The organism is Phocaeicola faecalis (genome assembly GCF_021730445.1).
Taxonomy (GTDB): Bacteria; Bacteroidota; Bacteroidia; order Bacteroidales; family Bacteroidaceae; genus Phocaeicola; species Phocaeicola faecalis.
The window spans coordinates 1-16,910 of the sequence record NZ_JADNRM010000014.1; the positions used below are offsets into that span (position 1 = coordinate 1).

At 43.1% G+C, this 16,910-nt stretch carries 19 protein-coding genes and 1 tRNA gene; 10 read left to right on the forward strand and 10 right to left on the reverse strand.

Going from position 1 to position 16,910, the window contains the following annotated elements; all coding sequences use genetic code 11:
* Positions 1–516: 516 nt before the first annotated feature.
* From pfkA to cmk, 3 genes are all read right to left on the reverse strand, one after another.
* Complete coding sequence (gene pfkA / locus IR173_RS12740; RefSeq protein WP_005845845.1) at positions 517–1,497, reverse strand: 6-phosphofructokinase; 981 nt, start codon at positions 1,495–1,497, stop codon at positions 517–519.
* 81 nt (positions 1,498–1,578) lie between these two features.
* Complete coding sequence (locus IR173_RS12745) at positions 1,579–2,445, reverse strand: 4-hydroxy-3-methylbut-2-enyl diphosphate reductase (RefSeq protein WP_237039981.1); 867 nt, start codon at positions 2,443–2,445, stop codon at positions 1,579–1,581.
* The gene (cmk, locus tag IR173_RS12750) at positions 2,438–3,127 is read right to left on the reverse strand and encodes a (d)CMP kinase (RefSeq protein WP_237039982.1); all 690 of its coding nucleotides are present in this window, start codon (positions 3,125–3,127) and stop codon (positions 2,438–2,440) included. The genes IR173_RS12745 and cmk overlap by 8 nt, the downstream gene beginning before the upstream one ends.
* A 189-nt stretch (positions 3,128–3,316) precedes the next feature.
* On the opposite strand from cmk, the gene IR173_RS12755 reads away from it, so the two are divergent.
* From IR173_RS12755 to IR173_RS12790, 8 genes are all read left to right on the forward strand, one after another.
* Complete coding sequence (locus tag IR173_RS12755) at positions 3,317–4,000, forward strand: energy transducer TonB (RefSeq protein ID WP_237039983.1); 684 nt, start codon at positions 3,317–3,319, stop codon at positions 3,998–4,000.
* Between the two features lie 76 nt (positions 4,001–4,076).
* Positions 4,077–5,054, forward strand: a complete 978-nt coding sequence (locus IR173_RS12760; RefSeq protein ID WP_237039984.1) for a polyprenyl synthetase family protein — start codon at positions 4,077–4,079, stop codon at positions 5,052–5,054.
* The gene (locus IR173_RS12765) at positions 5,054–5,827 is read left to right on the forward strand and encodes a TatD family hydrolase (protein WP_237039985.1); all 774 of its coding nucleotides are present in this window, start codon (positions 5,054–5,056) and stop codon (positions 5,825–5,827) included. The genes IR173_RS12760 and IR173_RS12765 overlap by 1 nt, the downstream gene beginning before the upstream one ends.
* A gap of 169 nt (positions 5,828–5,996) precedes the next feature.
* Positions 5,997–6,084 (forward strand) — tRNA-Ser (locus IR173_RS12770).
* An 87-nt stretch (positions 6,085–6,171) separates the two neighbouring features.
* Positions 6,172–6,936 (forward strand): MotA/TolQ/ExbB proton channel family protein, encoded by a 765-nt coding sequence (locus tag IR173_RS12775; RefSeq protein ID WP_237039986.1) that lies wholly within the window; start codon positions 6,172–6,174, stop codon positions 6,934–6,936.
* 8 nt (positions 6,937–6,944) lie between these two features.
* Positions 6,945–7,403 carry a hypothetical protein gene (locus tag IR173_RS12780; protein ID WP_237039987.1) on the forward strand — a complete coding sequence of 153 codons (459 nt, stop codon included), beginning with the start codon at positions 6,945–6,947 and terminating at the stop codon, positions 7,401–7,403.
* A 40-nt stretch (positions 7,404–7,443) separates the two neighbouring features.
* Complete coding sequence (locus IR173_RS12785; RefSeq protein ID WP_237039988.1) at positions 7,444–8,031, forward strand: ExbD/TolR family protein; 588 nt, start codon at positions 7,444–7,446, stop codon at positions 8,029–8,031.
* Complete coding sequence (locus IR173_RS12790; protein WP_237039989.1) at positions 8,031–8,495, forward strand: ExbD/TolR family protein; 465 nt, start codon at positions 8,031–8,033, stop codon at positions 8,493–8,495. The genes IR173_RS12785 and IR173_RS12790 overlap by 1 nt, the downstream gene beginning before the upstream one ends.
* Before the next feature lie 84 nt (positions 8,496–8,579).
* Here the strand turns inward: IR173_RS12790 and IR173_RS12795 are convergent, their stop codons facing one another.
* Both IR173_RS12795 and IR173_RS12800 read right to left on the reverse strand, forming a co-directional pair.
* Positions 8,580–9,116 (reverse strand): GNAT family N-acetyltransferase, encoded by a 537-nt coding sequence (locus tag IR173_RS12795; RefSeq protein ID WP_237039990.1) that lies wholly within the window; start codon positions 9,114–9,116, stop codon positions 8,580–8,582.
* A gap of 32 nt (positions 9,117–9,148) precedes the next feature.
* A complete protein-coding gene (locus IR173_RS12800; RefSeq protein WP_237039991.1) occupies positions 9,149–10,435 on the reverse strand; it encodes an IgA Peptidase M64 in 1,287 nt (428 codons plus the stop codon).
* A 128-nt stretch (positions 10,436–10,563) separates the two neighbouring features.
* Between IR173_RS12800 and IR173_RS12805 the strand changes: the two genes are divergently transcribed.
* Positions 10,564–11,040, forward strand: a complete 477-nt coding sequence (locus IR173_RS12805; protein ID WP_237039992.1) for an Lrp/AsnC family transcriptional regulator — start codon at positions 10,564–10,566, stop codon at positions 11,038–11,040.
* Positions 11,041–11,047: 7 nt separating this feature from the next.
* On the opposite strand, the gene IR173_RS12810 is transcribed toward IR173_RS12805, so the two are convergent.
* From IR173_RS12810 to IR173_RS12830, 5 genes are read right to left on the reverse strand one after another with little or no spacing between them, the layout of a single operon-like run.
* Positions 11,048–11,542, reverse strand: coding sequence for a dihydrofolate reductase (locus tag IR173_RS12810; RefSeq protein WP_237039993.1), 495 nt, complete (start codon positions 11,540–11,542; stop codon positions 11,048–11,050).
* 19 nt (positions 11,543–11,561) lie between these two features.
* Positions 11,562–12,356 (reverse strand): thymidylate synthase, encoded by a 795-nt coding sequence (locus IR173_RS12815; RefSeq protein WP_237039994.1) that lies wholly within the window; start codon positions 12,354–12,356, stop codon positions 11,562–11,564.
* A 39-nt stretch (positions 12,357–12,395) separates the two neighbouring features.
* On the reverse strand, positions 12,396–12,722 hold the full coding sequence (locus IR173_RS12820) for a DUF5056 domain-containing protein (RefSeq protein WP_237039995.1): 327 nt from the start codon (positions 12,720–12,722) through the stop codon (positions 12,396–12,398).
* Positions 12,709–13,254 (reverse strand): RNA polymerase sigma factor, encoded by a 546-nt coding sequence (locus IR173_RS12825; protein ID WP_237039996.1) that lies wholly within the window; start codon positions 13,252–13,254, stop codon positions 12,709–12,711. The genes IR173_RS12820 and IR173_RS12825 overlap by 14 nt, the downstream gene beginning before the upstream one ends.
* 3 nt (positions 13,255–13,257) lie before the next feature.
* Complete coding sequence (locus IR173_RS12830; RefSeq protein ID WP_237039997.1) at positions 13,258–13,887, reverse strand: DUF6249 domain-containing protein; 630 nt, start codon at positions 13,885–13,887, stop codon at positions 13,258–13,260.
* Between the two features lie 254 nt (positions 13,888–14,141).
* Between IR173_RS12830 and IR173_RS12835 the strand changes: the two genes are divergently transcribed.
* Positions 14,142–16,910 (forward strand): TonB-dependent receptor, encoded by a 2,769-nt coding sequence (locus IR173_RS12835; protein ID WP_237039998.1) that lies wholly within the window; start codon positions 14,142–14,144, stop codon positions 16,908–16,910.

Sequence of the window (16,910 nt, forward strand, 5' to 3'; positions counted from 1 at the left end):
CCATAGTCTTTATGAGAAATAAGTATACATTTCAATCATATTGTCACGTTTCTTGCATTTTGCTTGTAGGGGCAGACCCATGTGTCTGCCTGAATGTATTCCGAATAGTGTATTTGTGGATGTATTCGGGCGGATACATGGGGCCGCTCCTACTTGTGTTATTGGACTCTTTTCTCCATAGATGATTAATTAATTTACTTTTTCAGTTTTTGGATATTCCATGTTTTCACCCTTCGTTTTCCCCTGTTTAAGCCTGTTTTCATCCTCCGGTGAGGCAAAAAATACGGTATGTAGGCTTTGTACGCTTTACAGCTCTGATAATCAGTACTTTGGTATGTTTCCACGGGACCAGAAAAGCATAAAGGTGGTCCCTGGGCCTAGTGGACCTAAAAATGATACTTATTTGATTGATAATAAGCTGATTATGTAAAGACCAAACAATCCGCCTCGGAGTTCATTATCTCTGAGCCGGATTGTGTTGGAATATTTTAAATCCTGTCGGGACTTATATTTTCTTTAAATGGAGAGTTCGTGAAGCACGTTCACCAGTTCTCTGTCGATAGGTTTGTCGTTCTTGATGGCTTTGGCAAAAGGTACATAGACAATCTTGTCATCATCAATACCAATCATCACGTTACGCTGGCCTTCGAGCAGTGCCTGGATACTGGCTACTCCCATGCGGCTGGCAATGATGCGGTCGTGTGCGGTAGGACGTCCTCCACGCTGCAAGTGTCCCAAGATGGTGACACGCACATCGTATTGGGGATATTCGTTTTTCACACGTTCTGCGTAATGCATGGCTCCTCCGGTAAGTTCGCTCTCGGCCACCAACACGATACTACTGCTTTTTGACTTGCGGAATCCGTGCTCGATAAATTCTTCCAACTGGTCTACTTCCGTACTGAATTCGGGGATGATGGCTGCTTCTGCTCCTGCGGCAATAGCGCCGTTCAATGCCAGGAAGCCTGCGTCACGTCCCATTACTTCGACAAAGAAGAGACGTTCGTGAGAGGTGGCGGTATCGCGGATTTTATCCACTGCGTCGAGAATGGTATTCAGTGCAGTGTCATAGCCGATGGTGGTGTCGGTGCCGTACAAGTCATTGTCGATTGTTCCCGGCAGACCGATACATGGCACGTCAAACTCCTGTGCGAATATGCGTGCACCGGTCAATGAACCGTCACCGCCAATGATGACCAAAGCGTCAATCTCGTGCTTCTTCATGTTCTCGTATGCTTGTGCACGTCCTTCGGGGGTTGTGAATTCCTTGCAGCGGGCGGTTTTCAGGATAGTACCTCCCATTTGTATGATGTTGCTGACATTTTGGCTCTTGAATTCCTGAATCTCATCTGTTACCAAGCCCTTATATCCTCTATAAATACCATATACTTTCAGTCCGTTATAGATAGCAGAGCGTGTCACTGCGCGAATGGCAGCGTTCATTCCCGGAGCATCCCCTCCGGATGTTAAGATACCGATACTTTTAATCGTTCCCATAAATACCCATTTTAATGTTTTTATGATGCAAAGTTAGCAATTTATCAGTTGGACAACGATAAAATATTATTTTTTATTGGTCTATTTTTCGTTTAGGATAACCTTTTTACACTCTTCCATCAACCATTTGGGCGTGGAAGTGGCTCCGCAAATGCCGATGGAATGTACATTCTTCAGTAGGTTGCGGTCTATTTCTTCCGGCTGGTCGATGAGGTAGGAGTTGGGATTAACCTTTTTACATTCCTGAAACAAGATTTTTCCATTGGAGCTTTTACGGCCGCAAACGAAGAAGATGAGGTCGTGTGCTGCTGCAAATTTGCGGATATTCGGCATGCGGTTGGCCACTTGCCGGCAAATGGTGTCGAAGTATTCGAACGAAGCTTCGGGCGATATGTGTTCCTTGATATATTCCACAATCTGCCAAAACTCTTCCAAAGATTTCGTGGTCTGTGAATACAGTCGGATATCTTTGTTGAAGTCCAGATGTACCACTTCCTCCGGCTTTTCTATGACAATCGCTTTCCCATGTGTCTGTCCCACCAGTCCGAGTACTTCGGCATGGCCGTTTTTCCCGTAAATCACAATTTGTGTGTCATGGCTGTCGGGGGTGTTGTCAAACTCCTGTTTGATACGTTTTTGCAGCCGCAATACTACAGGGCAGGTTGCATCGATGATTTCGATATTGTTGGCTTTTGCCAGTGCGTATGTTTCAGGCGGTTCTCCGTGAGCGCGGAGCAGCACCTTGGCGTTATGCAGCTGGGCAAATTCTTCGTGGTTGATGGTGATGAGGCCCATCTTTTTCAGACGTTCGCATTCTTGTCCGTTGTGCACAATGTCTCCCAGGCAATAGAGCGTGGTGCCCTTTGCCAATTCCTCTTCTGCCTTTTTGATGGCGGTGGTTACACCGAAGCAGAAGCCCGAACCTTCGTCTATCTCTACATTAACCATTGGTTGCTTTTTGGAATTGTTCTGCCAGCCATTGTTTTTGTTCGGCAATGGTCATGTGGCTGTTGTCCAACAAAATAGCATCTTCAGCTTTCCGCAAGGGTCCCACTTCGCGGTTTTGGTCAATATAATCACGCTCTTCCACGTTTTTCAATATTTCGTCGTAAGAGGCTGACTGGCCTTTTGCTTTCAGCTCGTCGTATCGGCGCTGGGCGCGGATGGCGGCAGAGGCGGTTACGAAAATCTTCAGTTCGGCATCAGGAAAAACCACGGTTCCGATATCGCGTCCGTCCATCACGATTCCTTTCTCTCTGCCCATTTCCTGTTGCTGCTTCACCAGTGCTTCCCGAACAAATCCGAGGGCTGCCACCGGGCTCACGTGCGAAGAGACTTCCATGGTGCGGATGCGTTCTTCCACCTCTTCGCCATTCAGCAAGGTGACAGGGCGTTGGGTCTTCGGGTTCAGCCGGAAAGAGATTTTAATGTCGGGCAAGCGATTGCGAAGCACCTCCTCCCGGATGCCGTTGTCTGTAAACAAACCGTTGTCGAGGCAGTATAAAGTAACGGCACGATACATGGCACCGCTATCTATATATATGTATCCTATTTCACGTGCCAAATCTTTGGCCATTGTGCTTTTTCCACAAGACGAGTAACCGTCGATGGCTATTGTTATTTTTTTCATATATAATTATGTATAGATGAGTATATTGCTTTATGCGGTTCAAAGATAGGGAAAAGTTAGGTGCCCTTCTATGAAAAAGAACTAAAATATAATGAATTAGCAAATTTTTACGGTGAAAATACTTTTTGTTTAAAAGAAAAGTGCTACATTTGCCCTGAATGAGAAACACTTAATTTTAAACAACAATTTATGGAAGTTAAAAAATCGCCCAAGGCAGATCTTGAAGGTAAGAAAAGTACCTGGCTGCTAATCGGTTATGTGTTTATCTTGGCTCTTATGTTTGTCGCTTTCGAATGGACTGATCGTGATAAGCAGGTGAGTACAGATAATGGTATAGCCGCAGTTGTATTTGAAGAAGAAATGGTTCCTATCACAGAACAGGAAGAACAACAGCAGGCTCCTCCTCCCGAAATTCCTAAAGCGGAAGAAATTATTGAAATCGTAGATAATGATGCTAAAGTGGAAGAAACAGTTATTCAGGCATCAGATGAAACGGAAAAAGCTGTGGAAGTTAAATATACACCGGTTGTAGTAGAAGAGGAAGAACCGGAAGAACAACAGATTTTCCAGATTGTAGAAGAAATGCCCGAATTCCCCGGCGGTATGGGAGAATGTTTGAAGTTCTTGATGAAGAATGCAAAATATCCGACCATCTCTCAGGAAAACGGTGTGCAGGGTAAAGTATCAGTGAAGTTCGTTATCGAAAAAGACGGTTCTGTTGCTGATCCGGTTGTCGTTCGCGGTGTAGACCCTTACTTGGATAAAGAGGCTCTGCGTGTAGTGAAGACAATGCCGAAATGGAAACCCGGTAAACAACGTGGTAAACCGGTACGTGTAAGTTACACCGTGCCCGTAATCTTTAAATTACAGTAATCTTTGGATAAAAATCATGAAGAGGCTGCTCATTGGGTAGCCTCTTTTTTTAGTAATATATTTAATTCTTTTTCTTATGGCTTTTTTAGCGACCGAATTGTTGGATAAGATCAATGGCTATCTTTCTGAAATGACTTATATGCGTGAACCGAAAGGGTTGTATGCTCCTATAGAATATGTATTGTCGTTGGGTGGAAAGCGGATTCGTCCTGTCTTGATGTTGCTTGCTTATAATCTGTATAAGGAAGATGTGGACTGTATTTTGCCGCAGGCGGCAGGCATCGAGACTTACCATAATTATACTTTATTGCATGACGACCTGATGGATAAGGCTGATATGCGCCGCAATAAACCTACTGTCCATAAAGTATGGGATGACAATACGGCTATCTTGTCGGGAGACGCTATGCTGGTACTGGCCTATCGGTTGATGGCTGATTGTCAGGAAAGCTATTTGAAGCGGGTAATGGATGTCTTTACACAAACGGCTCTCGAAATATGTGAAGGACAGCAATGGGATATGGAGTTTGAGACCCGTACCGATGTGACGGTTCCGGAATATATAGAAATGATTCGTCTGAAAACCTCTGTATTGTTGTCGGCGGCATTGAAAATCGGAGCCGTTTTAGGAGATGCTTCCGAAGAGGATGCCCGCAAACTTTATGATTTCGGCATTCAGATGGGACTGGCCTTCCAGTTGCAGGACGATTATCTGGATGTATATGGTGACCCCAAAGTGTTCGGGAAGAATATTGGTGGTGATATCTTATGCAATAAGAAAACCTTTATGCTGATAAACGCATTGAACTTGGGTAATCCGCGTCAGAAGGAAGAACTGAACCGGTGGATTTCGTGTACGGAGTATTGCCCGGAGGAGAAGATTAAGGCTGTGACCGGACTTTATAACGAGATTGGCATTGATAAAGTCTGCGAAGGTAAAATCAATGAGTATTATTCAAAAGGACTCGCCTTGCTGGATGGCGTGAGTCTGCCGGCAGAGCGGAAAGAAGAATTGAAATCATTTGTTTGTCATTTAATGGATAGAAAAGTGTGATGATTGATACCCATTCCCATCTTTTTGCAGAAGAGTTTGTCGCAGACTTGCCACAAGTGATAGAACGTGCCAAGGCTGCCGGTGTCATGAAGGTCTTTATGCCCAACATTGATGATACAACCATTCGTGAACTGTTGGAAGTGTGTGCGGCATATAAAGGCTTTTGCTATCCGATGCTGGGCTTTCATCCGACATCGGTGGATGGTGATTATAAAGCCCGCCTGATGCCGATGAAAGAGTTGCTGGTCGAAGGACATCCTTATATTGCCATTGGCGAGGTGGGGATGGATTTGTATTGGGATAAAACATACCTCAAAGAGCAGCAGGCGGCACTGGACGAACAGATACAGTGGGCACTGGAATATGATTTGCCTTTGATTATTCATTGCCGTGACGCCTTCCCCGAATTGTTTGAAGTACTCTCTCCTTATAAGGACACGAATCTGAGCGGTATCTTTCACAGTTTTACGGGCAGTGCAGAAGAAGCAAATCAGTTGTTGGACTATCCTGATTTTAGAATTGGAATAAACGGAGTGGTCACCTTTAAGAAGAGTACGTTACCCGAAACACTGAAGAATGTTCCTTTAAGTAAAATTGTGCTCGAAACCGATTCTCCCTATTTGGCTCCTGTGCCCCACAGAGGGAAAAGAAACGAGTCTTCCTATATAAAGGAAGTCGCATTAAAGCTGGCGGAAATTTATGGCATGAGTTTGGCAGAAGTAGATGCCATAACGACCGATAACGCTTTAAAAGTGTTCAAAATGGCTGAATAAGTTTTTAAAGTTTATTAAATTTGAGGTGATATACCAATATTGAGGCGTCGAATTCTGTGTAAGACGAAAAAAAAGGATACATTTGTGACTGAAATCGCTTGCAATTCCCAAATTTCTTTGTAATTTGCACCCGATTTCAAAATGAGGATGTAAATGTGTCCCCTAAAAAGGAGAGATGCTCGAGTGGTTGAAGAGGCACGCCTGGAAAGCGTGTATACGCCAAAAGTGTATCGCGGGTTCGAATCCCGCTCTCTCCGCATTGCTATGGAAAAGGCAAAAAAGTGGAAAACAATTAAAACAATAAAATAACAATTAATTAATTAATCTTAAAAATTAGACACACAATGAAAAAGTTATTTGCAATTCTTGCAGTGATGGGAGTCCTTACTTTGGGATCAGTTCAGCCTATTATGGCTCAGGATGAAGCTCCGGCTCAAACAGAACAGACAACAGTAGTTGAAGAAGGTGGTGGTCTCCACAAAGAACTCAAAACTAAATTTATCGAAGGTTCTGCAGACTTTATGTCTTTGGTAGCTATCGCATTAGTTTTAGGTTTGGCTTTCTGTATTGAACGTATCATTTATTTAAGCTTGGCTGAAGTGAACACAAAGAAGTTGATGGCTAACATCGAAGCTGCTTTGGAAAAAGGTGATGTAGAAGCTGCTAAGACAGTATGTCGTAACACTCGTGGTCCGGTTGCCTCTATCTGCTATCAGGGCTTGATGAGAATCGATGAAGGTGTTGACGTTGTTGAACGCTCAGTTGTTTCTTACGGTGGTGTTCAGGCAGGTTACCTTGAAAAAGGATGTTCTTGGATTACATTGTTCATCGCAATGGCTCCGTCTTTGGGATTCTTGGGTACTGTAATCGGTATGGTTATGGCGTTCGATAAAATCCAGCAGGCAGGTGATATTTCTCCGACAGTTGTTGCAGGTGGTATGAAAGTGGCCTTGATTACTACTATCTTCGGTTTGGTTGTAGCATTGATTCTTCAGGTATTCTATAACTACATCCTTTCTAAGATTGAAGCTATCACAAGCCAGATGGAAGATTCTTCTATCACATTGCTTGATATGATTATGAAATATAACTTGAAATACAAAAAATAATTAGAACAATGGCTAAGTTATCATATAGAATGTCCTACTATGCATTATATGTCTGTTTTGCACTGATTTTAGTGGTGCTCGGCATGTTCTACTTTGTAGGATATAATAACCCGGTCGGCGAATATAATGAGCCGGCTCATACAGAAACATTGATTTACTTGATGTATGCTATGTTTGGTATTTGTGTAGCTGTAACTCTTGTAGGAGCCATTGCACAATTCGGAGCTGCATTGAAAGATAATCCAATGAATGCTGTTAAATCTTTGTTAGGTATCGTATTATTGGTGGTTGTATTGGTAGTTTCTTACGGTATGGGTTCTGATGCTACTATCATGACCGGTGACGGTCCTTATACTGATACTTTCTGGTTGAAGATTACTGATATGTTGATTTACTCTATTTATTTCTTGTTTGGAGTAGCTGCTATCGGTACTATCGTTAACTTGAGCGGTATCTTCAAGAAATAATAAACATTGATATTAACAATTAAAAAACGAAATAAGTAAAATGGCAAGAAAGAAAAGAGGCGTACCTGGGATTAACTCCAGTTCAACAGCCGATATTGCCTTTATGTTGCTTATTTTCTTCTTGATTACAACATCTATGGATACTGACCGTGGTTTGGCGAGACGTCTGCCGCCTCCCCCCGAACAGAATCAAAAAGATGATAATATCTTAAAGAAAGAACGTAATGTGCTCCAAGTACGTCTGAACAAAGACGACCAACTGATGTGTGGTAAGGAGTATATTGATATAAAGCAATTAAGAGAAAAGGCAAAAGAATTTATCGCCAATCCGTACGATGATGAAAATCTCCCGGAAAAACATAGAAAGAATATTCCTTTGTTGGGTGATTGTATGGTTACGGAACAGCATGTAATTTCTGTTCAGAATGACGTTGGTACCAGCTATCAGGCATATATCAATGTTCAGAATGAATTGGTGGCTGCATATAATGAACTTCGTGACGAACTGGGTAAGGCTAAGTTTGGCAAGGTTTATAATGAGTGTAACGAAGACGAACAGAAAGCGATTCGTGAATATTATCAGCAGAAAATTTCTGAAGCTGAACCTAAAAAGTATGGAGGTAAATAATGGGAAAATTTAATAAAACAGGTAAACGTGGAATGCCTGAATTGAATACCTCTTCTTTGCCTGACCTTATCTTTACTATGTTGTTCTTCTTTATGATTGTAACAACAATGCGTGAGGTTACATTGAAGGTTCAATTTAGAGTTCCGCAGGCTACAGAACTTGAAAAATTGGAAAAGAAGTCTTTGGTTTCCTTTATCTATATCGGTAGACCATTGCCCGAATTCCAAAAGAAAATGGGTGCTGAAAGCCGTATTCAGCTGAATGATAAATTTGCTGAAGTTTCAGAAGTTCAGGATTATATTTATCAGGAACGTGAAAACATGAAAGAAGAAGATCAGCCGTTTATGACAGTATCTATGAAGGTGGATAGCGAAACTAAGATGGGTATTGTACAGGATGTAAAACAGGCTCTTCGTCAGGCTTATGCTTTGAATATTAACTATTCTGCTACTCAACGTCAGTAAAATAGTTGATACATGATATGAAAAAAGGAAGTTGTTTTTGAGCAACTTCCTTTTTTTGTCTCTGTCTTAAAAAGAAGTATACGGTCAGACTGACTGACCATATACTTCTTTATATAGCGTATTCTTTACTTTTTCAAAGTCTTTCTCCATGTCTATATCTCCATAAGTCATCAGCAACATGGGCAGACCTGAGTCGCCGATGCGGTAGGGAGGTTGCATATATGGCTTTTCGTGGAGTGTGAAATTCAACCGCTTGTAGAAGTTGATACGCCGCATGCTCATCTCTTCTGTCGGCTCTTCTACTTCCAGAACGATGGGACCGTTCAGCTTGGCCTGGATACTCTCTAATACGCGTTTGCCGTAACCGCCGTTGCGCAGGGAGGGATCGATGGCAAAATGTTCGATGTAGTAAAAGTCTCCCATATTCCAATAACTAATCATGCCGACGGTTTTTCCGTCTTCTATTATCACATTGTTGCAGAAAAGAGGGTTACTGTCCGAATATTCACGTTGTTGGGGAGTGTCACGGCGTTCTTGTGCAGGAAACGCCGTGTGCATCAACTCTTCTACAAAACCGTATAGTTCTTGATTTTCTGTCTTAACCTGTTTAATTTCAATCATTTCTGTCTTGGTTTAGCCATTTAATATATAACTTATTTCTCTGTATAAAAGTTTATCAGTCGTTCAAGTGCACGCTGGCAAACGGGGCAGAAAGCGGGTGCTTCGTTAATTTTCATTCTACATTCGGTGACCGGACGATAAATGCCTTTCTTTGTATAACCAGCTCCCTCATAAACCCCTACTTTGTTGTATATATCCGGTTCTTTGGTTGTCACCGGGGTGGGGATGGGAGTATTGGCAGGAACCATATCTTTCCATTTGCTTTCAAAGTTGACGAGGCTAGTGATGTTTTGTTCCCATGGCTCTACCTCGTAAGGATATTGCGGACTGGGTGCTTCTGTATATGCATATTCGTCTGCCAACCCTCCGAAACTATGGCCGAATTCATGCACCACTACCGGTTTGAACATCGGATGGTGGGCAGTGGTCAGTGTATAAGAGTTATAAATGCCTCCTCCTCCATAAGTGTCTGTATTGGCTAATATGATAATGTGTTCGTATGGAATGCCTGCCAACCAGTTATGGATGCTTTTTACCCGGCTTGTAGTCAGATAGCGGTCAGAGTAGAACGTGTTGAAATGAGAGCTGACGGCCGTAGATTTCCATTCGCCTTTGCCCGGCACACTCACGCCGCTGTCCTGTGACGGACTGGCTACCGCTACCACATTGAATTTATTTTTCAACTTCTTGAAAGGTTCGTGGCTGAATAAGGCATCGCAAGCTGTCTGTGCATCCTTATAGAAAAGATCCATTTCCTGTTCAGTGTAGCCTTCCGCCATAATAGCTACGTCGATGCAGTCTTCCGGACTGCCGCTTTGTAATAAGTAACGATGGGGAGTGATACGCGCCAATCCTCTCTGATGGATGAGGATATCATTGGGGTTGACTTCGTGCGTCAGAGAAGTGCTTACCTTATGATATACGTTTTTAAGGGCAATGGTAACGATTGCCTCTTTCTTGGGATAAGGAAGCAAGAAAGAGTTTTCAAACCCCTTTCTCACGCGGGAGGCTTCTTCTTCAGTCACCCATTCTTGAAAAAGGCTGGAAAAGGAGGTGCGGTAAATAACTTCCCCCGTCGCCTTGTCTTTCATGGTTATTTCACCGTTTCCTCCCAAGGGAATTTCGGACAAATGGTGTCGACGGCCTGCCCAGTCGGGAAGACTGGAGAGTTCGTCCAGATAAATATCCAGATGCTTGGCATCTCCCGTAAAGATGTAATCCACCCGAAGAGTCTTGTCTTCAAAGAAATCATCAAAATTCTGTGCGAAAGCAGCGATGCTCATAATGCTGCATAAAAGAAAAATAAGTGTCTTTTTCATGTCTTTTCTAATTTTGAACAAAGATACGACTTTCTATTAATTTATAAATATTCGTGCAATAAAAGTTATGGATTGCACAAATATTGTCGGGAAAAGTCATATCTTTGCAGCAAATTAAACTAAAAAGAATGGGACATCATCAATTAGACAGTTTGGATGAGCAAATATTGAAGTTGATAGCTGATAATGCTCGTATTCCGTTTCTGGAAGTTGCCCGTGCGTGCAATGTGTCGGGGGCGGCTATTCACCAGCGCATTCAGAAACTGACCAACTTGGGTATTCTGAAAGGTTCGGAGTATGTTATTGACCCGGAGAAAATCGGGTATGAAACATGTGCCTACATTGGTCTTTATTTAAAGGATCCTGAACAGTTCGATTCTGTCACGGAAGCGTTGAAAAAGATTCCGGAAGTAGTGGAATGCCATTTCACTACCGGACAGTATGACATGTTTATCAAGATATATGCCAAGAACAATCATCATTTGCTTAGCATTATCCATGATAAACTGCAACCGCTCGGTTTGGCTCGTTCAGAGACGATTATTTCTTTCAACGAAGCTATTAAAAGACAAATGCCTATTTTGGATTTGGCAGACGAGGATTAATGCTGTCTTATCTTCGTTCGTAGTTGATAAAACTATAAGGGTAGAGATGTTTCTCATCGGTCTGATGGTCTTCTCTACCTGTTTCTTTCCACACTTTGCCGTCTATTTCGGGGAAAAAGACATCCGCCTGCTTACTGTCGTCGTGTATTAATGTGATGTATAGACGATGGGTCAGCGGTAATGCTTCCTGATATACACTGGCACCTCCCATGATAAAGATTTCCTCTTCGGCATTGCAATGAGCCAGAGCTTCTTCTAATGAAGTGAAACATTCGGCACCCGCACAAACCAGTCCGGCTTGACGTGATAAAACGATATTCCGGCGGTTGGGCAATGCGCCTTTGGGCAGTGAATCAAAGGTTTTTCGTCCCATGATAACAGTGTGTCCGGTGGTGAGCGCTTTAAAACGCTTCAAGTCGTTGGGCAACCAGTATAATAATTGGTTGTCCATGCCGATGGCATTGTTTTTTGCGATGGCTACTATGATAGACAGGTTATTCATCCTCTTGGGTATTACAGTGTTAAACAGATACTTTCCCGGCAATGTGGGGCCATGGGTCGTAATTCACCAGCTCGAAGTCTTCATACTTGAAACTGAATATATCCTTTACGTCGGGATTAATCCTCATTTGGGGGAGTGGACGCGGCTCGCGGGTGAGCTGTAATTTTACTTGCTCCAAGTGGTTCATATAGATATGTGTATCTCCCAGTGTGTGGACAAAATCACCCGCTTTGAGTCCGGTGACTTGTGCCATCATCTGCAATAGCAGGGCGTATGAGGCAATATTGAAGGGCACTCCGAGGAACGTGTCGGCACTGCGTTGGTACAGTTGGAGACTTAAACGTCCGTTGGCAACATAGAACTGAAAGAAAGCATGACAGGGAGGAAGATTCATATTGTTCAGGTCGGCTACATTCCATGCGCTGACAATGATACGCCGTGAATCGGGATTATGTTTGATTGTTTCTACCGCTTCGCTGATTTGGTCGATGAATCCGCCTTTATAATCAGGCCACGAACGCCATTGGTAACCATAGATATGTCCCAAGTCACCGTTTTCGTCCGCCCATTCGTTCCAAATACGTACTCCGTTGTCTTGCAGGTATTTCACGTTGGTATCTCCTTGCAGGAACCAAAGCAGTTCGTGTATGATGGATTTGAGATGTAACTTCTTGGTGGTTATACAGGGGAATCCTTCTTCGAGGTTAAAGCGCATTTGATGGCCAAACACACTGATGGTTCCCGTACCGGTCCGGTCTTCTTTATGGACCCCTTCGGTAAGGATACGGTCTAACAGGTCTAAATATTGTTTCATGTTCGGATTTTCATTTTACAGATTGCAAAAGTACACAATTTATCGGAAACTGACTACTCGTTGGACGCCTATAATGATGACTACTATCGTAGCAATCGCCAATGAAATGAAGTTTGTGTTGCTCATCAGATTGTAAGATTGCGACGTGATGACTTCTACAATGACACCGAACAAGAAATTGAAACCGTCAAACACATAGAACAGTATGCAGCAAAGTACGGTGCAGACTGCAGTGAGTGCATCGGACATCCACTTGGCATGTTCGGGCAACTGCCGTATCACCCGGCGTGAGAATCCGTTGTCTTCTATTTCATGCTTGTTGGCTTGCATGAATTGGCTAATCAATTTATCATCATTTTCCATCATAACCATTTTGTTTTAAGAAGTTAGAAAGTTTTTCTTTTCCACGTGAGAGGTGGGATTTGACAGTTCCGGCAGGCATACCGGTTACTATCGCTATCTTTTCTATCGGGAGATCCTCCATAAAGAACAGAGTGATGCACGTTCGCTCTGCCTCTTTCAGTCGGCTCAATCCCCGATATATATCCATTTGTTCGCCTACTTTGGCTTGTGCCACTTGGTAGGAGGCATCTATTTCCCAGTCTTCCAGTCCCGAAGTTTCTTTCTTGCTGCGAATATAGTCATAAAATACATTATAAGCAATACGATAAAGCCAAGTGGAGAAATTAGACAGGTTCTTGAACGAGCTCAGATGGGTGTATGCCTTCAAGAAAGTTTCCTGCGCCAAGTCATCGCTCAGCTCTTCGTCACCCAATGTCTGGTGGAGGAAGAAGCGGCGCACGGGCGATTGATACTTTTTGACCAAAGTATCAAACGCCCGGGTGTTTTTGAAGACCACCACTTGTGCTACCAACGATATGTCGTTGAGTTGCCCCATTCTTTATTGTTCGTTGTGTGGAGTGTCTTCGTGGTCATCCCCGTTCATCCGGATGGGAGAGGAATCGTCTTTTTTATGCTTGCGGGGAGCGGTAGTATAAGCAATCAGTACTTGTCCTATTCCCATACAGAAGATAAGGAAACCGATAGCGGCCAGTCCTTTGACACCAGTCATGACCCATAGGAAAACTCCCAGTCCGATACCTAAAAAGATATGGGTGATTCCTTTGGTCATAATTTCGTTGTTGCGGTTTCTCTCATTGAAGAGTTCTTGCGGAATGCTGTGCCCTGCAGCGAGCGCTTCGGCTGCCAGTTTGTATTTGGCTTGTTTGTTCTTATATCGGAACCATAGTGTGATAGCGACGATAAACAGTGGCAACCCGAATATCATAATGACGGAAATCAGTACAATAATTCCACCCATATCGTTCGACATATTTTCTTCAAAGAAACTAAAATCGGTATTTGAATGGGCGTCAGTTGGGTCGTAAGTATCCACATCGCTTAGTTCGCTTACCACTACAGTATCCATTCGTGTACTGTCATTAGCCGAAGGAACCAGTTTTATCTTTTCTGCAGAAGCCGTCAGGCTGTATCCAATCAGGAAGGCAAAGATTAAAAAGATCTGTTTCATACGTTTTATCTATTTATTATTATTTTCTATGAGTTAGACGGAAGATGACTTCCTTTTGGTTGCAAATAGACGAAATATTTTTCATAAAACAGAGAAAAAGATGGTATTTCCTTTGTCTGGGCGGCATAAGCCTGCCGTTTTACGTCTTGTAACGGAAATGAAACCTGATTGTTACAAAACCTTTAATGCAGTGTAATCCCCACGAAATCTGACTCATCTACTTTTGCGGCAGATTTATAACGCATAAAAAATATATGAAAAAGGTTATTAGACTAGTATCTTGTATGCTGCTCGCAGCAGGTATCTGTGGAGATGCTTTTGCCGGAGCCAATGAAACGGTTGTGAAACAGGGTGCCATCCGCGGACGTGTGATAGACAACGGCAAACAAACGCTCCCAGGAGCTTCTATCTTTATTGAGAATCTGAAAACAGGGGTGATTAGTGACGTGAACGGCTTTTATACCTTACCCAATCTGAAGCCCGGCACTTATACAGTGAAGGTAACGTATGTGGGCTATAGTCCTATCGAAATGAATATCACGGTTCCCGAAGGCAAGACATTGGAAAAGGACATTGTGATGAATGAGGGGCTGGAACTACAGGCTGTGCAGGTAAAAGGTGCTTTTCAAGGACAAAAGAAGGCTATCAATGCACAAAAAAATAATATAGGAGTCACCAATGTGGTGTCAGCCGACCAAGTAGGCAAGTTTCCGGATTCTAATATCGGTGATGCATTGAAGCGTATCAGTGGTATCAATGTGCAATACGACCAGGGTGAAGCCCGTTTCGGACAAGTGCGCGGTACGAGTGCCGATTTGAGTTCCGTAACCATCAACGGCAATCGTGTTCCTTCGGCCGAAGGGGATACGCGTAACGTGCAGCTCGACCTGATTCCCGCGGATATGATTCAGACCATCGAGGTCAGTAAAGTAGTTACACCCGATATGGATGGTGATGCTATCGGTGGTTCTATCAACTTGGTGACTAAAAATTCTCCTTATAAACGTACTATCAATGCAACGGCAGGAAGCGGTTATAACTGGATTAGTGAGAAAGCCCAACTGAACTTAGGATTTACTTACGGTGACCGTTTCTTTAATGACAGACTGGGAATGTTGCTTTCGGCTTCTTATCAAAATGCTCCTTCGGGTTCTTACGATACCGAGTTTATGTGGGAGCAAAACGAAGCTGGAAAGGTATATGTCAATGATTACCAGATGCGTCAATACTTTGTTACACGTGAGCGCCAAAGTTATTCCGCTGCATTTGATTTCGATATCAACGAAAATCATAAACTGACTTTCAAAGGTATTTTCAATAACCGCAACGACTGGGAAAACCGTTATCGCACTACTATAAAGGATTTGGATGAAGAAGGAAAGGGAACCGTCCGTGTTCAGACGAAAGCCGGTACGCCCGATAATCGCAATGCTCGTTTGGAGCGTCAGCGCACTATGGACTTTTCTTTGGGCGGTGAACATTTGTGGGGGGCTATCGGCATGGACTGGAATGCCAGCTATGCCAAAGCCACGGAAGAGCGTCCGAATGAACGTTACCTCGATTTTCAGTTAAAGAAGCAGCAGTTCGATATGAATCTGAGTGATGAGCGCCAACCGTTTGCCACTCCTCAATCGGGGTCTACCCTGACATTGAGTGATAAATTCGGATTGAAGGAACTGACCGAACAACAGGAAGATATAAAAGAAGAAGACTTGAAATTCTCCGCCAACTTCAAGGCAAGTCTGAATAATGGCGCCAAACTGAAGTTCGGAGCGAAAGTAGTGCGTAAAACTAAGGAGAAAGAAATAGACTTTTATGAATATACGCCGATAGATGAGGATGGCTTTATGGAAAGCAGCCTGAGGAATATTGTTGACCAAAGTACCGATAAGTTTATGCCGGACAACAAATACCAAGTAGGTTTGTTTGCAAGTAAAGAGTATGTTGGCGGATTGAATCTGAATGACCCTTCGCAGTTTGAGAAAGAGCAGGTGCAGGCAGAATTGGCGGAAAACTTCGAAGCACGCGAAACTGTCAGCTCGGGCTATGTGCGTTTCGACCATCGGTTCAGCCCTGACATCAGTCTGATGGCAGGAGTGCGTCTGGAACATACTTCTCTTCGATACACCGGACGCAACTATGACGATGAAACGGACATGACCACCAAGACTGGCCGGGTGAGCAACAGTTACGTGAATTTCCTTCCTTCTCTTTTGGTAAAATGGGATGTAAATGATGATTTCAAGATTCGCGGTTCGTACACACAAACGTTGAGTCGTCCCAAATATTCGGCTTTGGTTCCGAGTGTGAATATTAGCCGTGGCGACAACGAGATAAAGATTGGTAACTCAAACTTGAAGCCGACTCTCTCTTACAACCTCGACTTAAGTGCAGATTATTACTTCAAGAGTATCGGTCTGGTGAGCGCAGGATTCTTTTATAAGAAGATAGACGATTTTATTGTCGATCAGGTATTGACCAACTATGAGTACCAAGGTACTGAATATACTCGTTTCACCCAGCCTAAAAATGCCGGAAACGCTAATCTGTGGGGAATGGAATTTTCTTATCAGCGTGATTTCGGTTTCATTGTTCCGGTATTGAAATGTATAGGTTTCTATGGAACATATACATATACGCACTCACGTGTGGAAGACTTTAACTTTGAAGGTCGCGAAAATGAAAGTGGATTGAGTCTGCTGGGATCTCCTGAACATACGGCCAATGCTTCTCTCTATTTTGAAAAAGGAGGGCTGAATGTACGTTTGAGTTATAATTATGCATCCAGTTTTATCGATGAAATGGGACCGAGTACATTTTATGACAGATTCTATGATGCTGTGAATTATATGGATGTGAATGCCAGTTATACTTTCGGCAGAAAGGTGAAAATGACGTTTTATGCCGAAGCAAACAATTTATTGAACCAGCCGCTTCGTTACTATCAGGGAACGAAAGACCGTACGATGCAGGCTGAATATTATGGAGTGAAAGTAAACGCAGGTTTTAAGGTAAGTTTTTAA

Excerpts from the sequence above, each read along its gene's own strand:
- pfkA (WP_005845845.1), bottom strand. The coding sequence starts at position 1,497 with ATGGGAACGATTAAAAGTATCGGTATCTTAACATCCGGAGGGGATGCT.
- IR173_RS12745 (WP_237039981.1), bottom strand. The coding sequence starts at position 2,445 with ATGGTTAATGTAGAGATAGACGAAGGTTCGGGCTTCTGCTTCGGTGTA.
- cmk (WP_237039982.1), bottom strand. The coding sequence starts at position 3,127 with ATGAAAAAAATAACAATAGCCATCGACGGTTACTCGTCTTGTGGAAAA.
- IR173_RS12755 (WP_237039983.1), top strand. The coding sequence starts at position 3,317 with ATGGAAGTTAAAAAATCGCCCAAGGCAGATCTTGAAGGTAAGAAAAGT.
- IR173_RS12760 (WP_237039984.1), top strand. The coding sequence starts at position 4,077 with ATGGCTTTTTTAGCGACCGAATTGTTGGATAAGATCAATGGCTATCTT.
- IR173_RS12765 (WP_237039985.1), top strand. The coding sequence starts at position 5,054 with ATGATTGATACCCATTCCCATCTTTTTGCAGAAGAGTTTGTCGCAGAC.
- IR173_RS12775 (WP_237039986.1), top strand. The coding sequence starts at position 6,172 with ATGAAAAAGTTATTTGCAATTCTTGCAGTGATGGGAGTCCTTACTTTG.
- IR173_RS12780 (WP_237039987.1), top strand. The coding sequence starts at position 6,945 with ATGGCTAAGTTATCATATAGAATGTCCTACTATGCATTATATGTCTGT.
- IR173_RS12785 (WP_237039988.1), top strand. The coding sequence starts at position 7,444 with ATGGCAAGAAAGAAAAGAGGCGTACCTGGGATTAACTCCAGTTCAACA.
- IR173_RS12790 (WP_237039989.1), top strand. The coding sequence starts at position 8,031 with ATGGGAAAATTTAATAAAACAGGTAAACGTGGAATGCCTGAATTGAAT.
- IR173_RS12795 (WP_237039990.1), bottom strand. The coding sequence starts at position 9,116 with ATGATTGAAATTAAACAGGTTAAGACAGAAAATCAAGAACTATACGGT.
- IR173_RS12800 (WP_237039991.1), bottom strand. The coding sequence starts at position 10,435 with ATGAAAAAGACACTTATTTTTCTTTTATGCAGCATTATGAGCATCGCT.
- IR173_RS12805 (WP_237039992.1), top strand. The coding sequence starts at position 10,564 with ATGGGACATCATCAATTAGACAGTTTGGATGAGCAAATATTGAAGTTG.
- IR173_RS12810 (WP_237039993.1), bottom strand. The coding sequence starts at position 11,542 with ATGAATAACCTGTCTATCATAGTAGCCATCGCAAAAAACAATGCCATC.
- IR173_RS12815 (WP_237039994.1), bottom strand. The coding sequence starts at position 12,356 with ATGAAACAATATTTAGACCTGTTAGACCGTATCCTTACCGAAGGGGTC.
- IR173_RS12820 (WP_237039995.1), bottom strand. The coding sequence starts at position 12,722 with ATGATGGAAAATGATGATAAATTGATTAGCCAATTCATGCAAGCCAAC.
- IR173_RS12825 (WP_237039996.1), bottom strand. The coding sequence starts at position 13,254 with ATGGGGCAACTCAACGACATATCGTTGGTAGCACAAGTGGTGGTCTTC.
- IR173_RS12830 (WP_237039997.1), bottom strand. The coding sequence starts at position 13,887 with ATGAAACAGATCTTTTTAATCTTTGCCTTCCTGATTGGATACAGCCTG.
- IR173_RS12835 (WP_237039998.1), top strand. The coding sequence starts at position 14,142 with ATGAAAAAGGTTATTAGACTAGTATCTTGTATGCTGCTCGCAGCAGGT.